The organism is Streptosporangium becharense, from assembly GCF_014204985.1.
Taxonomy (GTDB): Bacteria; Actinomycetota; Actinomycetes; order Streptosporangiales; family Streptosporangiaceae; genus Streptosporangium; species Streptosporangium becharense.
Map to the genome: position 1 here is coordinate 541,700 of NZ_JACHMP010000001.1, position 16,697 is coordinate 558,396.

The 16,697-nt window shown below is 72.0% G+C and carries 18 protein-coding genes; 5 read left to right on the forward strand and 13 right to left on the reverse strand.

Annotated elements, in window-relative coordinates:
* Positions 1-143 precede the first annotated feature (143 nt).
* From F4562_RS02400 to F4562_RS02415, 4 genes are all read right to left on the reverse strand, one after another.
* Complete coding sequence (locus F4562_RS02400) at positions 144-770, reverse strand: DUF305 domain-containing protein (RefSeq protein WP_184540592.1); 627 nt, start codon at positions 768-770, stop codon at positions 144-146.
* 86 nt (positions 771-856) lie between these two features.
* Positions 857-1,300, reverse strand: a complete 444-nt coding sequence (locus F4562_RS02405; protein WP_184540593.1) for a hypothetical protein — start codon at positions 1,298-1,300, stop codon at positions 857-859.
* A 260-nt stretch (positions 1,301-1,560) separates the two neighbouring features.
* Complete coding sequence (locus tag F4562_RS02410) at positions 1,561-1,872, reverse strand: heavy-metal-associated domain-containing protein (protein ID WP_184540594.1); 312 nt, start codon at positions 1,870-1,872, stop codon at positions 1,561-1,563.
* A gap of 399 nt (positions 1,873-2,271) precedes the next feature.
* On the reverse strand, positions 2,272-2,913 hold the full coding sequence (locus F4562_RS02415; RefSeq protein ID WP_184540595.1) for a DUF305 domain-containing protein: 642 nt from the start codon (positions 2,911-2,913) through the stop codon (positions 2,272-2,274).
* 495 nt (positions 2,914-3,408) lie between these two features.
* On the opposite strand from F4562_RS02415, the gene F4562_RS02420 reads away from it, so the two are divergent.
* Both F4562_RS02420 and F4562_RS02425 read left to right on the forward strand, forming a co-directional pair.
* Complete coding sequence (locus tag F4562_RS02420) at positions 3,409-4,110, forward strand: CBS domain-containing protein (protein WP_184540596.1); 702 nt, start codon at positions 3,409-3,411, stop codon at positions 4,108-4,110.
* Positions 4,111-4,112: 2 nt separating this feature from the next.
* Positions 4,113-4,715 carry a CBS domain-containing protein gene (locus F4562_RS02425; protein ID WP_184540597.1) on the forward strand — a complete coding sequence of 201 codons (603 nt, stop codon included), beginning with the start codon at positions 4,113-4,115 and terminating at the stop codon, positions 4,713-4,715.
* Positions 4,716-4,729: 14 nt separating this feature from the next.
* On the opposite strand, the gene F4562_RS02430 is transcribed toward F4562_RS02425, so the two are convergent.
* From F4562_RS02430 to F4562_RS35630, 5 genes are all read right to left on the reverse strand, one after another.
* Positions 4,730-5,542 (reverse strand): ABC transporter ATP-binding protein, encoded by an 813-nt coding sequence (locus F4562_RS02430; protein ID WP_184540598.1) that lies wholly within the window; start codon positions 5,540-5,542, stop codon positions 4,730-4,732.
* Entirely contained in the window at positions 5,539-6,549 is a 1,011-nt protein-coding gene (locus F4562_RS02435) for a FecCD family ABC transporter permease (protein ID WP_184540599.1), read from the reverse strand. The genes F4562_RS02430 and F4562_RS02435 overlap by 4 nt, the downstream gene beginning before the upstream one ends.
* Positions 6,546-7,580, reverse strand: coding sequence for a FecCD family ABC transporter permease (locus F4562_RS02440; RefSeq protein WP_221206608.1), 1,035 nt, complete (start codon positions 7,578-7,580; stop codon positions 6,546-6,548). The genes F4562_RS02435 and F4562_RS02440 overlap by 4 nt, the downstream gene beginning before the upstream one ends.
* 116 nt (positions 7,581-7,696) lie before the next feature.
* A complete protein-coding gene (locus tag F4562_RS02445) occupies positions 7,697-8,719 on the reverse strand; it encodes an ABC transporter substrate-binding protein (RefSeq protein WP_184540600.1) in 1,023 nt (340 codons plus the stop codon).
* Entirely contained in the window at positions 8,716-8,838 is a 123-nt protein-coding gene (locus F4562_RS35630) for a hypothetical protein (RefSeq protein ID WP_260315883.1), read from the reverse strand. Before F4562_RS35630 ends, F4562_RS02445 begins: the two co-directional genes overlap by 4 nt.
* Before the next feature lie 164 nt (positions 8,839-9,002).
* Between F4562_RS35630 and F4562_RS02450 the strand changes: the two genes are divergently transcribed.
* The 3 genes from F4562_RS02450 (at position 9,003) to F4562_RS02460 (ending at position 13,372) form a co-directional block, all read left to right on the forward strand.
* Positions 9,003-10,703 carry an ABC transporter ATP-binding protein/permease gene (locus F4562_RS02450; RefSeq protein ID WP_184540601.1) on the forward strand — a complete coding sequence of 567 codons (1,701 nt, stop codon included), beginning with the start codon at positions 9,003-9,005 and terminating at the stop codon, positions 10,701-10,703.
* Positions 10,700-12,394 (forward strand): ABC transporter ATP-binding protein, encoded by a 1,695-nt coding sequence (locus F4562_RS02455; protein WP_184540602.1) that lies wholly within the window; start codon positions 10,700-10,702, stop codon positions 12,392-12,394. The genes F4562_RS02450 and F4562_RS02455 overlap by 4 nt, the downstream gene beginning before the upstream one ends.
* A 162-nt stretch (positions 12,395-12,556) precedes the next feature.
* Positions 12,557-13,372: an SGNH/GDSL hydrolase family protein gene (locus tag F4562_RS02460; RefSeq protein ID WP_184540603.1), complete on the forward strand. Its 816-nt coding sequence runs from the start codon at positions 12,557-12,559 to the stop codon at positions 13,370-13,372.
* A gap of 82 nt (positions 13,373-13,454) precedes the next feature.
* On the opposite strand, the gene F4562_RS02465 is transcribed toward F4562_RS02460, so the two are convergent.
* From F4562_RS02465 to F4562_RS02480, 4 genes are all read right to left on the reverse strand, one after another.
* Entirely contained in the window at positions 13,455-13,823 is a 369-nt protein-coding gene (locus tag F4562_RS02465) for an Mth938-like domain-containing protein (RefSeq protein ID WP_184540604.1), read from the reverse strand.
* A 72-nt stretch (positions 13,824-13,895) separates the two neighbouring features.
* Positions 13,896-14,840, reverse strand: coding sequence for an adenosine deaminase (add, locus tag F4562_RS02470; RefSeq protein WP_184540605.1), 945 nt, complete (start codon positions 14,838-14,840; stop codon positions 13,896-13,898).
* A gap of 155 nt (positions 14,841-14,995) precedes the next feature.
* Positions 14,996-15,763 carry a serine/threonine-protein kinase gene (locus F4562_RS02475; protein ID WP_184540606.1) on the reverse strand — a complete coding sequence of 256 codons (768 nt, stop codon included), beginning with the start codon at positions 15,761-15,763 and terminating at the stop codon, positions 14,996-14,998.
* Between the two features lie 406 nt (positions 15,764-16,169).
* A complete protein-coding gene (locus F4562_RS02480) occupies positions 16,170-16,673 on the reverse strand; it encodes a TIGR00725 family protein (RefSeq protein ID WP_184540607.1) in 504 nt (167 codons plus the stop codon).
* Positions 16,674-16,697: the final 24 nt, after the last annotated feature.

A 16,697-nucleotide genomic window follows, 5' to 3' on the forward strand; every position in this document is an offset into this window, starting at 1 on the left:
CCGCGGCGTCATCGGTGGTCTCGCCGAGCGGCTGCCGGGAGAGGATGCGGGTTTCGGCGAACGCGGCGCGTGAACCACGGTGTCGAAAGCCGGCGGTGTCCGGATGCGGACCGGGTTCGGACACCGCCGACTTTCCTACCGGATCAGAGCCGGTCGAGGATCTCCTGCATCTGCTCGATCTCCGCCTGCTGGGCGGTCTCGATGGTCTTGGCGAGCTCCTTGGCCTTGGGGTCGGCCCCTTGCGCCTGCTCGGTCCCGGCCATCTCGATCGCCCCCTTGTGGTGAGCGATCATCAGCCGGCAGAAGAGCCTGTCGAACGCTGCCCCCTTGGCCGCCTGGAGCTTGACCATGTCCTCCTCGGTCATCATGCCGGGCATGCCGTGCCCGCCATGGCCTCCCTCCGGAACCGCAGGCCGGCCCCAGGCGGTCAGCCACTCGGTCATGGTGGCGATCTCCGGGTCTTGGGCGGCCTTGATCTTCGCCGCCAGCTCCTTCACCTTCGCATCAGCGGCCCGCGTCTCGGCCAGCTCGGCCATCTCCACGGCCTGCTCATGATGCGGGATCATCATCTGCGCGAACATGACGTCGGCGTCGTTGAAGGAGGCTCCCGGCGACTGGCTCGCGGTCGGCGTGGGGACACTGCTGGACACGCCGGCATGGCCTGTCATCGCATCATCGCCCCCGCCGCAGGCGGTGAGCAGCGCGAGGGCACCGGCTCCCGCCGTGACGGACAGCGCGAGCCTGCGAAGAACGGATCGGTTGGCGAACATACCTGGTGATCTCTTTCTGGTTCGTCGTATCTGCATGCCGATCGTCTGCGGACGGATCTCAGATGCCGTCCGCGCGGATGGTCGGCCTATATCCGCAGAACCGACAGGGAGGCCAGGCGCAGCGCCGTCCTTCGCGGGGGAGGGCGGGCGACGAGCAGCACCGGTGAGGCGTCGGCGGCTCGGGCGTCCTGAACCTGCCGCGTCCACGCCGACCACACGCCGAGGAAGAGAAGCAGGAGCGACGCCAGAACCGCCAGGCAGACGGAGGTCGGATCCAGAACGGGAAGGGGGTCACCGGGCAGGGGAAGCAGGTGCTCGATGCCGGTCTCCGGGACGGGGGCGGAGACAGGCCGGGCTTCCGGGATTTTGTGATCATCAGGTGAGGCATGCCCGGAGACGGCGGCCAGGCCGCCGTGTCCCCGTTCGTGGCTCAGGTGCCCCAGTGTGTGCATCCCGGCGATGCCGAGGATCAGAGCGATGAGAAGCCAGCGTGACACCTGCAGGGCGGACCGGCGGGATGAACCGTTCATCTTCCCCCTCGCCCGCGTACGACCCGGCCACTTCCTCCCAGCATCTTACGATGGATAGTCGTAGAAAATACGGAGAGGCTCCACGGTGGCGAGCGGCCGCATGGCGCGGGCCCACGATCGGAATGACCTCCGCGCCGGATCAGGCCGAGACACCCGATCGGTACCTCGCAGTTCCGACAGCAAGCGTCGAAGCCGGACCGGCCCCGCGGGTGGGCGCGCACGCCAGTGCACGCCCACCGTCGGTTCTCCGGGCGAGATCCCTACGAGGCGCCGGCGGGCGAGGCGTCGGTGGGCGAGGCGTCGGCCAGGACGTAACCGGCCCGGTCGACGGCCTGGCGGATCTCCTCGGTGGAGAAGCCCGTGCCACGGACGGTGACGACGCCGGTGGGCAGGTCGACCGAGACCCCGGTGACACCGCCGACCTTGCCGATCTCGGCGGAGACCGACGAGACGCAGTGCCCGCAGGTCATCCCGCCGACCGTGTAGACGTTCGCGTCGGCGGCTCGGGCCACCGCCTCGGCCTGGGGGGCGGTGACGGCGTCCGCGGTGCCGCATGAGCATGCCGTGCACATGAGGTTCTCCTCTCACATGTACCCCTATGGGGTATCTCATTGTGAGCTTAACATACCCCCAGGGGGTTCATATTCCCAGAGGGACCCGCGACGTCGTCGACGGGCGGCCGGTTCCACGCCGGAACGGGGGCACGAACCGCCCATTCGTTCACGTCAGAGGCCCACCCTGATATGCGCCGGACAGCTCCGGTACCACCCAGGACCCACTTCCTACTATCGCCAGTAGTACTTTTGGGGTCAGCTGGAGGGGCGGGCACGCCATGCCCGGACCCGGCGAGCCGGCAATTACGATCATGGAACGTATCCGGTCCCGGATGGGTACGGGATTCAGCCGGCCTTCCTGCACTGCCCGCAGCGGTGAAGACGCGCCGTGATCACGGCTTCGCGCCGAAGTACGGATCACATTCGGTCGAGCAGCTTCCTCATCTGCTCGATCTCCGCCTGCTGGGTAGTCTCGATGATCTTGGCCAGTTCCTCGGCCTCCGGACTGGTTCCCCGCTCCTGCTCGATCCTGGCCATCTTGATCGCCCCCTCGTGGTGGTCGATCATCATCCGCAGGAACAGGCGGTCGAACTCCGCCCCCTCGGCCGCCTCCAGCTTCCGCATGTCCTCGGGGCTCATCATTCCGGGCATGCCATGGCCCCCCATCCCCTCCGAGGGCGTCTCGGCCGGTGCGGGCGTCCCGGGCACGCCCCACTCTGACAACCAGCCCGTCATGGTGTCGATCTCCGGCTGCTGAGCCTCCTTGATCTTGCCGGCCAGTTGCTTGACCTCGGGGTTCGTGGCGCGCGTCTCGGCCAGGTCGGCCATCTCCACGGCCTGCCGGTGGTGTTCGATCATCATCTGGGCGAACATCACGTCCGCTTCGTTGAAGGACGCACCCGGCTGCCGGGTCGGGGAGGCAACCGGGGCATCGGCCATGCCGGCGAGCTTGGTCACGGTGCCGTCGCTGTTTCCGCAGGCGGTGAGCAGCGCGAGGGCACCGGCTCCCGCTGTGGCGGTCAGAGCGAGCCTGCGGGTGATGGATCGGTTGTCGGACATGACGTTTCCTTTCCATGCTCCTAGACACCGCCAGACCTGGCCGCGGGCAGGTCCACGGGACTTTCCCGCGCACACACTCGGTCTGCGCACCGGCCACCGGGGGCCGTTGAGGTGCATGGCTTGTCTGCCCGTAGCCGAGCCGGGTACACAGTGTGATCTTCAGGTTCCGGCGGCCGGAGCTGCGACGGGCGTACCGGGCGGGCCGGTGCCGCTGTTCCCCGGCAGAGCCGCGACCGTGCTCGGTGTCCGCAAGGCGAGGTCCTGGACGGTCATTCCCGATGGCACTGAGGTCGGGCGTCAACCCGCCGCCTGCCGAAAGACCCCGGTGCGCGGGACCTCCGGCTGTACCGCGGGACGTCCGACGGCGGTGAGATGGGGTAAGGGAACCCGGTGAACGGCAGGCGGCGGCCCGCCCCGCCGGGACCACGCCCGTGGGAGGCCGGCGGCCCGCGGGCCCGTCCCGCCGGATCGGGCCCGGGTGAGAGGGGTTCAGTGATGCAGGTGAAGGTCAAGGACGTCATGACCAGGCAGGTGGCCTCGGTCAACGGCAGCACCCCGTTCAAGGACGTCGCCGAGGTGCTCATCGCCCACGGGGTGAGCGCGGTCCCCGTCGTCGACGGTGAGGGGCACGTCATCGGCGTCGTCTCCGAGGCGGACCTGCTGCACAAGGAGGAGTTCAAGGAACGCTACTACCACGAGGGGTACCAGCCGCCGTTGCGCGCCCGGATGCGCCACCACCTCGCCCGGGAGGGCGACCACGGCCGCGACAAGGCCCGGGGCGACGTCGCCGCGGAGCTGATGACCGCCCCGGCGGTCACGGTCCAGCCCTACGCCTCGATCGTGACCGCGACGAGGTTGATGGAGGAGCACGGGGTCAAGCGGCTGCCCGTGGTCGACCGCGACGGGGTGCTCCAGGGCATCGTCAGCCGCCATGACCTGCTGAAGGTCTTCGTCCGCGGCGACGCCGACATCGCCGAGGAGGTGCGCGAGGACATCCTCGGCCATTCCTTGTGGGCCGAGCCCAACGACGCCACCGCCACCGTCTCGCAGGGAATCGTCACGCTCACCGGGCGCATGCACCGGCGCGGCGACGCCCAGCTCGCCGTGCTGATGACCCGCCGGGTGGACGGGGTCGTCGACGTGATCGACGAACTGGAGTGGGACGTCGACGACACCCCGGCCTGGAGGGCACGGTAACCATGCTGGTCAGAGAGGTCATGACACACCCGGTGGTCACCGTGCACCCCGGCGACACGGTGCGGCGGGTGATCAGGGTTCTGCACGAGCACGACATCACCGCGGTGCCGGTCCTGGACGACACCGGCCGGTTGGTCGGGATCGTCAGCGAGATGGATCTGCTGCGCGGCGAGTTCGACCCGGACCCCCGCGCGAGCATGCGTCCCCTCCCCAGCCGGCCGGCTTCCTCCGCCCACCGGGTCGAGGACGTCATGACCCGGCAGGTCGTCACCGTCACCGAGACCACCGACGCGGCCACACTCACCGACCTGCTGGTGAGCAAGCGGATCAAGAGCCTGCCCGTGGTGGCGGGCGACCACGTCGTGGGCATGATCAGCCGCCGGGATCTGATCGCCGCACTGGCCCGCCCGGACGAGGACCTGCGTTCCGACGTGATCGCCGCGCTGCGCGAGCAGTTCCCCTCCGGCCCCCGCTGGGACGTCGTCGTCCGTGACGGCATCGCGGAGATCCGCGCGACCACCGGTGAGACGGAGGAGCACGACCGGATCGCCGGCCTGATCGCCCGCACGGTCCCCGGTGTCGTCCGGGTCACGCGTCCCGGGTGACGTTCCACCGCCCGTCACGCGCCACCGGACGCGGCGACGGGCGTGGCGACGGGGTGGTCGGGCAGGCAGCGCGGACTGCGGTGCAGCTCGTCCATGACGACTCTGCCGGCCACGCCGAACACCTCCGCGAGCAGTCTGGGGGTGACCACCCGGTCCGGCGGGCCGTCGGCGTGGACTCTTCCTCCGCGCAGCGCCACGATGCGCTCGGCGAAGCGGGCCGCGTGATCGATCTCGTGCAGGACCGCGATGACGGTCAGGCCGCGCGCGGCTCGCAGTTCACGTACGACGGTGAGGACCTCCAGCTGGTGACGGATGTCGAGGTGGGCGGTGGGTTCGTCCAGGAGCAGGACGGGGGCCCGCTGGGCCACGGCCAGGGCCAGCCGGACGCGCTGCCGCTCACCACCCGACAGGGTGTCCAGCACCCGGCCCGCCAGGTGGGTCACCCCGGCCAGGTCGAGGGCCTCCTCGGTGTGGTGATCGGCGTCGGGTTCCCAGAGCATGCCGAGAGGGCCCCGGGCGGGATAACGGCCCTGTCGCACGAGCTGTTCCACGGTCAGCCCCGGCACTGGAGGCAGACTCTGGTGCAGCACGGCCACCCGGCGGGCGATCTGCCGGCGCGAGAGTCCGCTCAGCGGGATGCCGTCGAGCAGGACGACTCCCTCCGTGGGGGTCAGCAGTCCGGCGATCAGCTTGAGCAGGGTGCTCTTGCCGCAGCCGTTCACACCGAGGAGGGCGACGAATTCGCCGGAGGCGACGGTCAGGTCGACACCGGACAGCACCGGTTCGCGGCCGTAGGAGAAGGTCAGGTCACGTACCTGGACGGTCATGCGGTCCTCTCTTTCCTGGCGAGGGCGATCAGGACGGCGGCGCCGGTCAGCGCGGTGACCACCCCGGTCGGCACGCCGAGACGCTGGGCCAGCGCGCCGCCGGAGACGAGCCGGGTGAGCAGTTGGGCGAGCGCGTCCGCGGCGACCAGGACGACGGCCCCGGCCAGCGCGGCGGCGGGGACGCCCGCACGCGGCCCGCCCCGGGCCAGCCATCGGGCGGCGTGCGGTGCGACGAGGCCGACGAAGGCGACCGCGCCCGCCAGGCTGGCCGCGCCCGCCGTCAGCGCGACCGCCCCGGCGAGCGCCAGTGCACGTGCGGCGTGCGGAGGCACACCGAGCGCGTTGGCGTGGTCGTCCCCGCCGGCCAGCACGGCGAACACCGCCGAGCAGCCCCACATCAGCGCGATCCAGACGGGGATCCACCAGCCGACGAAACCCAGATGGTCCCACACCCGGCCCTCTGCCGACCCGATCAGCCAGCGCAGCGCGTTGCCGAAACGGTCGGGCCGGTAGGCCAGCAGCATGGTGGTGAGCCCGGCGAGCACCGCCGAGCACAGCAGGCCTCCCACGACGAGCCGATCCGCACCGCCGCGGGCGGTGAAGGTCCAGCTGAGCGCTCCCCCGGCGGCCCCGCCCAGCAGGGCGGCGGCCAGCGCGCCGGTCACGGAGTCGGCGGGGAAGAGACCGAGCGTCATCCCGGCGAGGAGGCCGAGGACCGCGCCCGGGTTGACCCCGGTGAACTCGGGAGCCGCCAGCGGGTTGCGCAGCGAGGCCTGCAACAGGAATCCGGCCACGCCCAGCCCCGCACCGGTGAGCAGGGCGGTCAGCAGGCGCGGCAGGCCGAGCTCCCAGACGATCCGCTCCTGCAGCCCCTGCGGGGCGGCGTCCAGCACCCCGACGAGCGTGCGCGGCGAGATCCCCGGTGCCAGCAGATGCGCGACGGCCGCCAGGACCGTCACCAGGGCGAACGCCACCGGGATGAGCGGTTTCCGCACGGCGCCGGTCACGCCGTCCTCCCGCCCCGGAAGAGGAGGGCTCCGGCGAGCACGCCGGCGAACGCGGTCCAGGCGCCCAGCGGTGTCTCGACCGGGGCGAGCGCGAGCCGGGCGGCCAGGTCGGCCGCCGCGGTCACGGACGCGCCGAGCGCCGCCGACCACGGCAGCCACACCCGGGCGTCGCCGGACGGCCGCAGCCGCCTGGCCAGCAACGGGGCGATCAAACCGACCCAGGAGACAGGGCCGCACGGACCCACGACGGAGCCGACGAGCAGCGCGGCGACGGCCAGCACTCCCAGGCGGGCGGCGGTGACCCGGCCGCCGAGGGCGGCGGCCGCCTCGTCGCCCAGTCGCAGCAGGCCCAGCGCGGGCACGCAGGCCAGCACGAGGGGCACAGCGACGGCGAACCAGGGAAGCGCGTGGCCGGCCTGTTCCCACATCAGGCCGCTCAGGCTGCCGACGAGGTAGCGGAAGAGCAGGTCGTACTGGAGCCGGTCGGCCGTGGCCAGCACCGCCAGCATCAGCGCCTGGACGGCGGTCGAGACCGCCGCCCCCACCAGGAGCACCCCCTGGGCACTGCGGGCCGTACGCGCGACGGCCAGCGTCACGGCGCCGCCGAGCACCGCCCCGGCGAGTCCGACGAGCGGGTGCAGGGCGAAGGGCACCGGCAGCGCCCACACCACGCAGGCCGCCACCGCCAGCGCGGCGCCCGCCGACACCCCGAGCAGTTCGGGCACGGCGAGCGGGTTGCGCAGCGACTCCTGCAGCATGAGCCCGGCGACGCCCACGGCGGCCCCGCCGAGCAGCCCGATCAGCAGCCGGGGCAGGCGCAGCTCCCAGAGCACGACGTACTCCAGCGACGCCGGGTCACCGAGCACGGCGGGCAGGCGGTGGGGCGCGATGAGCGGGGTGCCCAGGCACAGTCCGGCCGTCACCAGGACGGCCAGCACACCGGCCAGGGCGGCCAGGGCCGGTGTCCGGCGTGCCCGCGGCGACACCGCGCCATCGCCGGTCGCGGCGGGTGCGGCAGTCGTAAGAGGCACGGTGGTCGTGGGGAGTACGGTCGTCGTACCGGTTACGGGGGGTGCGCCGCTCGCGGGGGGCACGACGGCGGAGTGCGGGGACGCGGCCGGGCCGCCTCCCCGCTGCGGGGAGTCCGTCACCCGGACGCCTTCGCCATCGCCTCGTCGAGGATGATGCCGAACGCCCTGGTGCCACGCCCGGAGGCCCACAGCTCGGGCTGCACCTCGAAGACCTTGCCGGCGGCGACCGCGGGGATGCGTTTCCACACCGGATTGTCGCGGTAGGTCTCGGTCACCGGCTTGGCGCCGCCGAAGGCGAACGACTGCACGAAGATCACCTGCGGTGCCCGGGCGAGGATCTCCTCGATGCTGTACGCCTGCGCGGTCTCGAAGCCGCCGCCCTTGCTCGGCCACGGGTAGGCGAAGAACTGGTCCAGGAAGGCACCCAGGACGTCGTCGGTGGTGTTGACGCCCACCGAGGAACTGCCGTACATGGCCAGCGCGGTCACGCGGTCCAGCCCCTTCTCCCGGGAGACGGCCAGCCCTTGGGCGATCTTTCCGCGGAAGCGGTCCTCGGCCTGGGCCTGCTGCTGCCCGCGCCCGGTCAGCGCGGCGAGCGCGCGGAGGTAGGCGATGGAGTCCTCGTGGTTCTTCACCTTCACCACCCACAGTGGTGCGAACTTCTCCACCGCCGCCCGCAGCTGGTCGTGCACCCCGGCCAGGCCGATGACCAGGTCGGGCTCGGCCTTCGCGATCGCGGCGACGTCCTCACCGCCGAAGGTTCCCGGGATCACCGGGATCCCGGCGCCGGCGGCCCCGAGGTAGTCAGGCCGCGTCAGCAGCTTGGGCGTGGTCGTGGCGGTGGGGGTCAGGCCCAGCTCGACGAGCATGTCGTCACAGATGCCGGTCAGGCAGACGATCCGCTCGGGTACCTCGTCCAGGGTCAGTTTCTTCCCGGCGGGATCGGTGACGCTGAGCGAGGCCGCGGCCGGGGTCGCCGCCGCCGGGGTGGCTGCGGTCTGGGTGGCGGTGGCGGCTCCGCCGGTCGGGAGGCTCGCCGGAGCGGCGGCCGGGGACGTGTTCTGCTGCCCGCAGGCCGCCAGCATGACCAGCAGCGCCGCGGCGACGCCCCTGCGCGCCACCATGCCCGCGCGCGTCATCGTCCCGCCCCGACGGGAGCGGCGGACATGGCGTACACGGCCCGGAGAGCGGTGGACATGGCGGACAGGCCCGGATCCAGCGCGGCCTCGGCCCGGAAGGAGAGCACCGTGCTGCTCATCAGACCTCCTAGAGATGAAAACCATTATGGGAACGATTACCATTTGCGGTCGTGTCACGCCAAGTTGCTGGCGTGAAAAATAGGGATTTGTCGGGATTGAGACTTTTCCGGGCCTACGTCTTCTCTCTCCCGGATGCCGCCGCCGGCGGCGGGAAGGACAACACATGATCGTCCACCGGCGACTCCTCCAGCTCGCGGGCAGCGTGCGGGCGCCCGTCGCCGCCTGCGTCACCCTGGGCCTCGCAGTCTCGGCCTCCTACGTCACCCAGGCCCTGCTGCTGGCCTCCACGCTCACGGAGCTCTCCGCGGGCCGCTACGACACCGCCGTGACCCTGCTCGCCTGGGCGTTCGCGGTCGTCGCCGTGCGCGCCGTCCTGCTGTGGGCGCGTCAGACCGTCGCCGCCTGGGCCGGCGCGCTGATCAGGGCCCGACTGCGCGACCGCCTGGTGGAACAGCTGGGCCGGCTCGGCCCGGCCTACCTCACCGGGGCCCGCACGGGACGCGTGCAGACCACGTTGGTCGACGGCGTCGAAGGGCTGGACGCCTACTTCAGCCGGTATCTCCCCCAGGTCGTCATCACCTTCTGTGTGCCCGTCACCCTCGTCGGATGGCTGTTCACGGTGAACAGCGCGGCTGCCGGCGTGCTCGCGGCGGCGGTCGGCGCGGTGCTGGTCGTCCCGCGCCTGTGGGACGCCTCCCTGCTGCGCCGGGGCCGGGCCAGGTGGACGGCCTTCGCCGACCTGGCCTCCGACTACTTGGAGGCCATGCAGGGCATGGCCACGCTGCGCGCCTTCGGCGCGGCCGGGCGGCTGGGCACGAAACTGGCCGCCCGCGCCCACGAGCTGTATCTCACCACCATGAGCCAGCTCAGGATTTCCCTGGTGGAGACGGGCGTCAGCACCTTCCTCATCCAGGCGGGCACCGCGGGCGCCGTCCTGGCCGCGGCCTCGGCCGGGGCCGGGGACGCCTGGAGCGTCTTCGCGGTGCTGACGGTCACCGTCGAGTGCTTCCGCCCGGTGCGCGACCTGTCGGCGGCCTGGCATGCCGGATACCTGGGCGTCACCGCCGTGGACGGCCTGGAGGAGCTGCTGTCGGCCAAGCCCGCGGTGGACGACACGGGCACGGTGACCGCCTTCCCCGCCCACCCGGAGATCACCTTCCGGGGCGTCACCTTCACCTACCCCGGCGGGCGGCGACCTGCCGTCCGGAACGTCACCTTCACCGTCCGGGAGGGGGAGACCGTCGCCCTGGTCGGCCCCTCGGGAGCGGGCAAGTCCACGCTGGCGGCCCTGCTGCAGCGGCTCTTCGACCCCGACGAGGGCGTCGTCACCATCGGCGGCCGGCCGCTGGGCGAGTTCACTGCGGCCACACTGCGCTCCGGGATCGCCGTCGTCGCACAGGACACCTACCTGTTCCACGGCACCGTGGCGGACAACCTGCGGCTGGCCCGCCCGGACGCCTCCGACGCCGACCTGGAGCGCGCGGCGCGGGCGGCCTGCGCCCACGCCTTCGTCACCGCGCTCCCCCAGGGGTACGCCACCCCGCTGGGCGAGCGCGGCGCCACCCTGTCCGGAGGACAACGCCAGCGCCTGGCCATCGCCCGCGCCCTGCTGGCGGACGCGCCCGTGCTGCTGCTGGACGAGGCCACCTCCCACGTGGACGGCCAGACCGAGCAGGCCCTGTCGGAGCTGCGGCGCGGCCGGACCTGCCTGCTGATCGCCCACCGCCTGTCCACCGTCGGGGACGCCGACCGCATCGTCGTCCTGGACGACGGCGCCGTGACCGAGAGCGGCGTCCCCGCCGCGCTGGCCGCCTCCCGCGGCCACTACCACCGTCTGCTCGCCGCCCAGGAGGTCTCCGCGTGACCCGCTCCCCGATGCGCTGGCTCGCCGGAGCCGTCGGCGGCCATCGCCGCGCCTTCCTCTCGACCCTCGCCGCCAACCTGATCGGCCAGGTCGCCACCCTGGCCGCCGTCGCCGGCGCCGCGTGGCTGCTCGGCCGCGTCGCCACGGGCCAGTCCACCCCGCTCGGCCCGCTCGCCGCCGCGCTCGCGCTGCTCGTACTCGTGGTGACGCTGGCGACCTGGTGGGAGGCCTACGTCTCGCACGACCTGGCCTATCTCGTCCTGGCCAGGCTGCGCGGGCAGGTCTACGACGCCATCGCCAGGATCGCCCCCGCCAGGATGCTCGGGCGGCGCACCGGTGACCTGTCGACCGCCGCACTGTCGGACGTCGAGACGCTGGAGTGGCTCTTCGCCCATACCTTGGCCCAGCTCCTCACCACCGCGGCGGTGCTGGTCACCGGCACCGTCGCGGCGGCCATGATCAGCCCGTGGCTGCTCGCCGTCTCGCTGCCCGTCGCGCTGTGCGTGCTGACGCTGCCGCTGTGGCTGCACCGCCGATCGCGTCGTCACGGCTACGAGATGCGCGCCGCCACCGCCGAACTCGCCTCCGACATCGTGGACACCGTCCAAGGGCTACGGGAGCTGACCGCCTTCGGCGCGCTCGACCGGCGCAGGCGGCTGCTGGCCGGCCGCACGCGTGCCCTGGCCCGCGCGCAGGCCGCGAGCGCCGCCCGGGGCGGGCTGGAGGCCGCCCTGATCGACATGCTCGTCGCGGTCGCGGCGGCGGGCACGCTCCTGCTTGTGGCGCTGCTGGTGCGCTCCGGCGACCTGGCGCCGGCCCTCGCCCCGCTGGCGATGGTCCTCGCGGCCGGATCCCTCGGTCCCGCCACCCAGGTGACCCTGCTGCTCAAGGAGTACGGCACACTGCGGGCGGCGACCGACCGCGTGCACACCCTCGTCACCGCCCCCGCCACCGTCAAGGAACCGGACGACCCGCTGCCTCCGGCCGCACCCTTCACCGTGGTCTTCGACGACGTGCGTTTCCGCTACACCCCCGACGGCCCCGAGGTCCTGCGCGGAGTGTCCTTCACTGTCTCCCCGGGGCAGACGGTCGCCCTCGTCGGCCCGTCCGGGGCGGGCAAGTCCACCTGTGTCTCCCTGCTGCTGCGCTACTGGGACCCCGACGGGGGCCGCATCCTGCTCGGCGGCACCCCCCTGGACCGGATCGCCGACCTACCCGCCCACGTCGGCGTAGTCCCCCAGGACGTGCACCTGTTCGCCGGCACCGTCGAGGAGAACGTGCGGCTCGGCGCCCCCGCGGCCGATGTCTCCCCGGCCCTGGCCGCCGCGCAGCTCACCGTCGACCCCGCCACGCCCGTCGGCGAACGCGGCGTCACCCTCTCCGGCGGGCAGCGGGCCCGGGTGGCCGTCGCCAGGGCACTGGCCTGCGACCCGCCCGTGCTCGTCCTCGACGAGGCCGTGGCCAACCTCGACTCCGAGAACGAGGCCCGCCTCGCCCAGGCCCTGGCGGCGGCGGCCGAGAACCGGGTCACGCTGGTCGTCGCCCACCGCCCGGCCACGATCCGCCGCGCCGACCACATCGTGCTGCTGGAGGAGGGCAGGGTCGTCGACCAGGGCACCTTCGCCGCGCTGACCGCCGAGCCGGGCAGCCGGCTGGCACGCCTGCTGGACCTGGAGTCGCAGGGCGTGTGAGCCGCCCACGCCCCTGCCCGGCGGCCCGCCGAGCCGTCCCGGCCCGGGACCGCGAATGCCACCGGGAAGTCAATGAATTGCAATGGAGCCTTGTAAAGGCAGTGAAGTGGGCCAACATTCTGAGCGACAGAGCTGATCCGGGGAGAACCTCAGGAGGCCCGTTTGACCACCCCCCGCCGCATCCTCACCCTCCTCGCGGCAGCGACCCTCACGTCCGTCCCGGCGACGGCCGTGGCGGACGCCCCGCCGGTCCCCGGCTCCATGGCCTCGATGGGCGACTCCATCACCCGCGGATTCAACGCCTGCGGCTTCTACCTCGACTGTCCGTCCAGGTCGTGGTCCACCGGGTCCAGCCCGACCGTGAACAGCCACTACCTGCGCACCCGGGGGGTGAACCCGTCCCTCGTCGCCCACAACGACGGCAAGTCGGGCGCCAAGGTCGCCGACCTGCCCGAGCAGGCACGCAAAGCCGTCTCGCAGGGGGTCGACTACGTCACGATCCTGGTGGGGGCCAACGACGCCTGCGCCTCGTCGGAGGCGGGCATGACCACGGTGGCCGACTTCGAGGCCGGGTTCCGTACGGCGATGCGGACGCTCACCACCGGGCTCCCCGGCGCATCGATCTTCGTCTCGAGCATCCCCGACATCGAGCGGCTGTGGGAGGCCGGCAAGGACAGTTCCGCCGCCCGCGCCGCCTGGTCCACCCTGAACATCTGCCAGTCGATGCTGGCCAGGCCGCGTTCCACCGACCAGGCCGACGCCGACAGGCGCGACCGGGTGCACCGGCGCGTGGCCGACTTCAACGCGGTGCTGTCCAGGGTCTGCGTGGAGCAGGTCGCCTGCCGCCACGACGGCGGTGCCGTCTTCAACCATCCGTTCGAGCTGTCCCATCTGAGCACCTGGGACTACTTCCATCCCAATACCGCCGGCCAGCGGCTGCTCGCCGAGCTGACCTACCCCGCCGACCTCGGCCTGTGACACCACGAGGCTGCCGCTCAGCAGGCGATGAGGGACGGCCGCGCGTATGCTTCAGGTCACGCGGGGGACGTCACGCGTCCGATCAGCATGTGGAGTGGAACAAACCACCCACGGCGACGGTCTCCGCGAGGGCGTTGTAGCGCCGGACGGCGGCCGTCGTCTCCTCCACGTGGACCTCGACGCCTCTGTCCTTCAGCAGATCCAGCGTCTCGGGACAGATCTGCAGCACCATCTGCATTCCACGGGAGAGAACGATCACCTGGCTGCCGTGGTCGAGCAGTTCCTGAACGTCGGCGGGCTGGATGCCGGGAGCGTGCCGCGTCCCCGTCTCGTTCCAGTCCCAGGGGCGTCCGCCGCCGGGGTGGAGCTTGAGGTCCTTGCCTTCGCCGAGGCCCTCGGCTGCTGTCCGGCCCCAGGAGATATGGGTGATCAACGGAGATCGGCGTTCCATACGGTGAGAATACATATCTCCGGGTCACAGAGATCAGCGTTGCCCGGCTCACCCCGACCGACCGACCGACCGCTACGGGTGGCCGAGCCAGGCGGTCACCCCCGCCGTGATCTGCTCCTTCACCGCGGGCGGGGCGAAGGAGGCCCCGGCCCCGGCCGCGGCCAGCTCGGCCAGGTCGGCATCGGTGAAGCCGAAGACATCGCGCAGCCGGGCGTACTCGTCGGCCAGCGCGGTCTCACCGTCGGTGTTGATCGTGACGACCAGCCCGGCCTCGCGCAGGCGGGGCAGCGGGTGCGCGGCGAGCGTGGGGACGAGCCCGAGCAGGACGTTGGAGGTGGGACAGACCTCCAACGGGACGCCACGCTCGCGCACCTCGGCCACCAGCGCCGGGTCGTCCAGCACCCGGATGCCGTGCCCGAGCCGCTCGCCGTGACCCAGGTCGAGGGCCTCGCGGATGCCGGCGGGCCCGGCCGACTCGCCCGCGTGGTGCACCAGGTGCAGTCCGGCGTCCCTGGCCGCGTCCAGCACCTCGGCGAACGGCGCCAGCGGGTGGCTCTCGTCACCCGCCAGCCCGATGCCGATCACCTCGTCGTAGCGGGTCGCCAGCTTGAGCGTCCGCCACAGCCGTTCCACCGGCCGGCGGCGTGAGTGGTCGAGCAGCACCCGGCACTCGATCCCGTAGCGCCTGCCCTCGGCCAGTCCGTCCAGCACCGCCTCCAGCGGCATCTCCAGTGCCCCGACGCGCTCACCGTGGGAGGCGGCGGTGAAGGTCACCTCGGCGTAGCGGGTGCCCTGGGCCGCCTCGTCCTGGCAGAACTCCAGCGCCACCCGCCGGAACCGCTCGGGCGTGCACAGCAGTTCGCGCACCCGGGCCCGCTGGTCGGCGAACTCACGGAAACTCGCGAACGGCCCCTCCGGTTCGGGCGGCCCGCCCCACTCGCGCACGGTCTGCGGCCGTACGGTGCTCTCCAGGTGGACGTGCAGGTGGGCCTTGGGCAACAAGCGGAGATCCCTCACCCCTTCCACCCTAGAGGGCTTGTGCGGAGTTGAGATCGGAGGGATTCGCCCGCGCACCGGCCTCCGGTCCCGGTAGGTCGTCGTCGTGGCGCGTGGAGACCTCACCGATGAGGGCGGCGAACCTCGGGTTTCCGCGGTCCGTCTCGACGAGTCCGTCAGCTGACGGTCGTGGCGTCCGAGCCGGGGAAGTCGAAGGCGTGGAGTTCCCGCTCGTACTTGGCGATCAGTCGGCCCGGAGCGCGGAGGACTTCCCACTTGTACGGGTCGTCTTTCCGAGTCCCGAACGCGGGTCTCCCCGTCGCGGCGAACGTCACCACAGCGCCGAGCGCGAACACGTCACTGGCCGCAGTCAACTCGTTCCCGGCCACCTGCTCCGGCGACATGTAGCCGGCAGACCCGATGACGCCGCCGGTCGCGGTGAGCGCGGTCCCCTCGATGGCCCGGCTGATCCCGAAATCGATGACCCGGGGCCCGTCATCGGCGAGCAGGATGTTGGACGGTTTGAGATCCCGGTGGATGAGCCCGGCGCGGTGGATCGCCACCAGCGCCTCGGCCAGCCTCGCCCCCAGCGTCCGGACCTCGGGCTCGGCCATCGGCCCGCGAGCGTCGATCTCGGCCTGCAGCGACGGTCCCGGCACGTACACCGTGGCCAGCCAGGGCAGCGGACCTTCAGGGTCGGCGTCCACGACAGGTGTCGTGAAGGCACCGCTGACCGCCATGGCGGCTTCGACCTCGCCCCTGAACCGGCGCCGGAAACCGGGGTCCGAGGCCAGTTCGGGCCGGACGACCTTGACCGCGACCTGTCTGCCGCCGGGTGAAGTCCCGAGAAAGACCCGGCCCATGCCGCCTTCACCCAGTAACCGGACGATTCTGAACGGCCCGATGGTTCCGGTGATGACACCATCGACCCCGAAAAATGTCATTGACAAATAGTAGGGAGCGAACCGCGTCGTCGTAGGAACGAACTCGGGAATGGGCTGATGAGCGGCCCCGGTTCCGGGCCTCCGATATCGAGGAATGCTTTCGGACGGCCGAGAACGAGGCCGGCCCCGACCACTGTCAGGTGCGTTCGTATCAGGCCCGGCAGCGCCGCATCATGTTGGCGATGAGCGCGGCGTTCTTGGCGGTCAGCCGGGACAGGCCGTAGAAAAAAAGGGGTCTTCAAACGACCGCGGATCCGGCCCGATGCCGTGAACGGTCCAGGAGATCACCGATTGTTCAACCGTGTCGCCGTACCGGCCGCGCGTTCGGCCCCCACCACCCTGGATCGGGTCGCTCGCCGCCGTCGCCCCTCACGCCCGCGGCTCGGTCACCGAGGAGCCCCGGGGGTCAGCGAGGAGTCACCGGGGAGTCGTCGTGGCCGGGCCAGAGCCCGGTGGCCGCCAACGCCTCCTCGGGGGAGGAGACGTGCCGGACGCCGGCGACCGGGCGCCCCTCACCGTCGAGAATCCGCCAGCCGCCGAGCTGGACCACGGGGATCCGCCCGCGGCGCATCGCGAGCGCCAGCTCGGACAGCGTCCCCCACGATCCGCCGACGACGATCACAGCGTCACCCGAGTTGACGATGATGGTGTTGCGTGCCTCCCCGGCACCGGTCGGGATCACGATGGAGAGGTCCGGGCCGGCCTGCTCCCGGTCCGCGCGGGACAGGACGCCCACCACCGTCCCGCCCGCCGACCGGGCCCCGGCCGCCACGGCGGCCATGACCCCCGTGTAACCACCGCAGATCACCACCGCGCCGCGCTCCGCCAGCAACCGGCCGACCTCACGGGCGTCGGACTCCTCTTCGCGTGTGCAGTCACGCGGACCGCACACCGATACCTGGATCGTCACGGTGAGATCCTGCCCGCAGGCGGC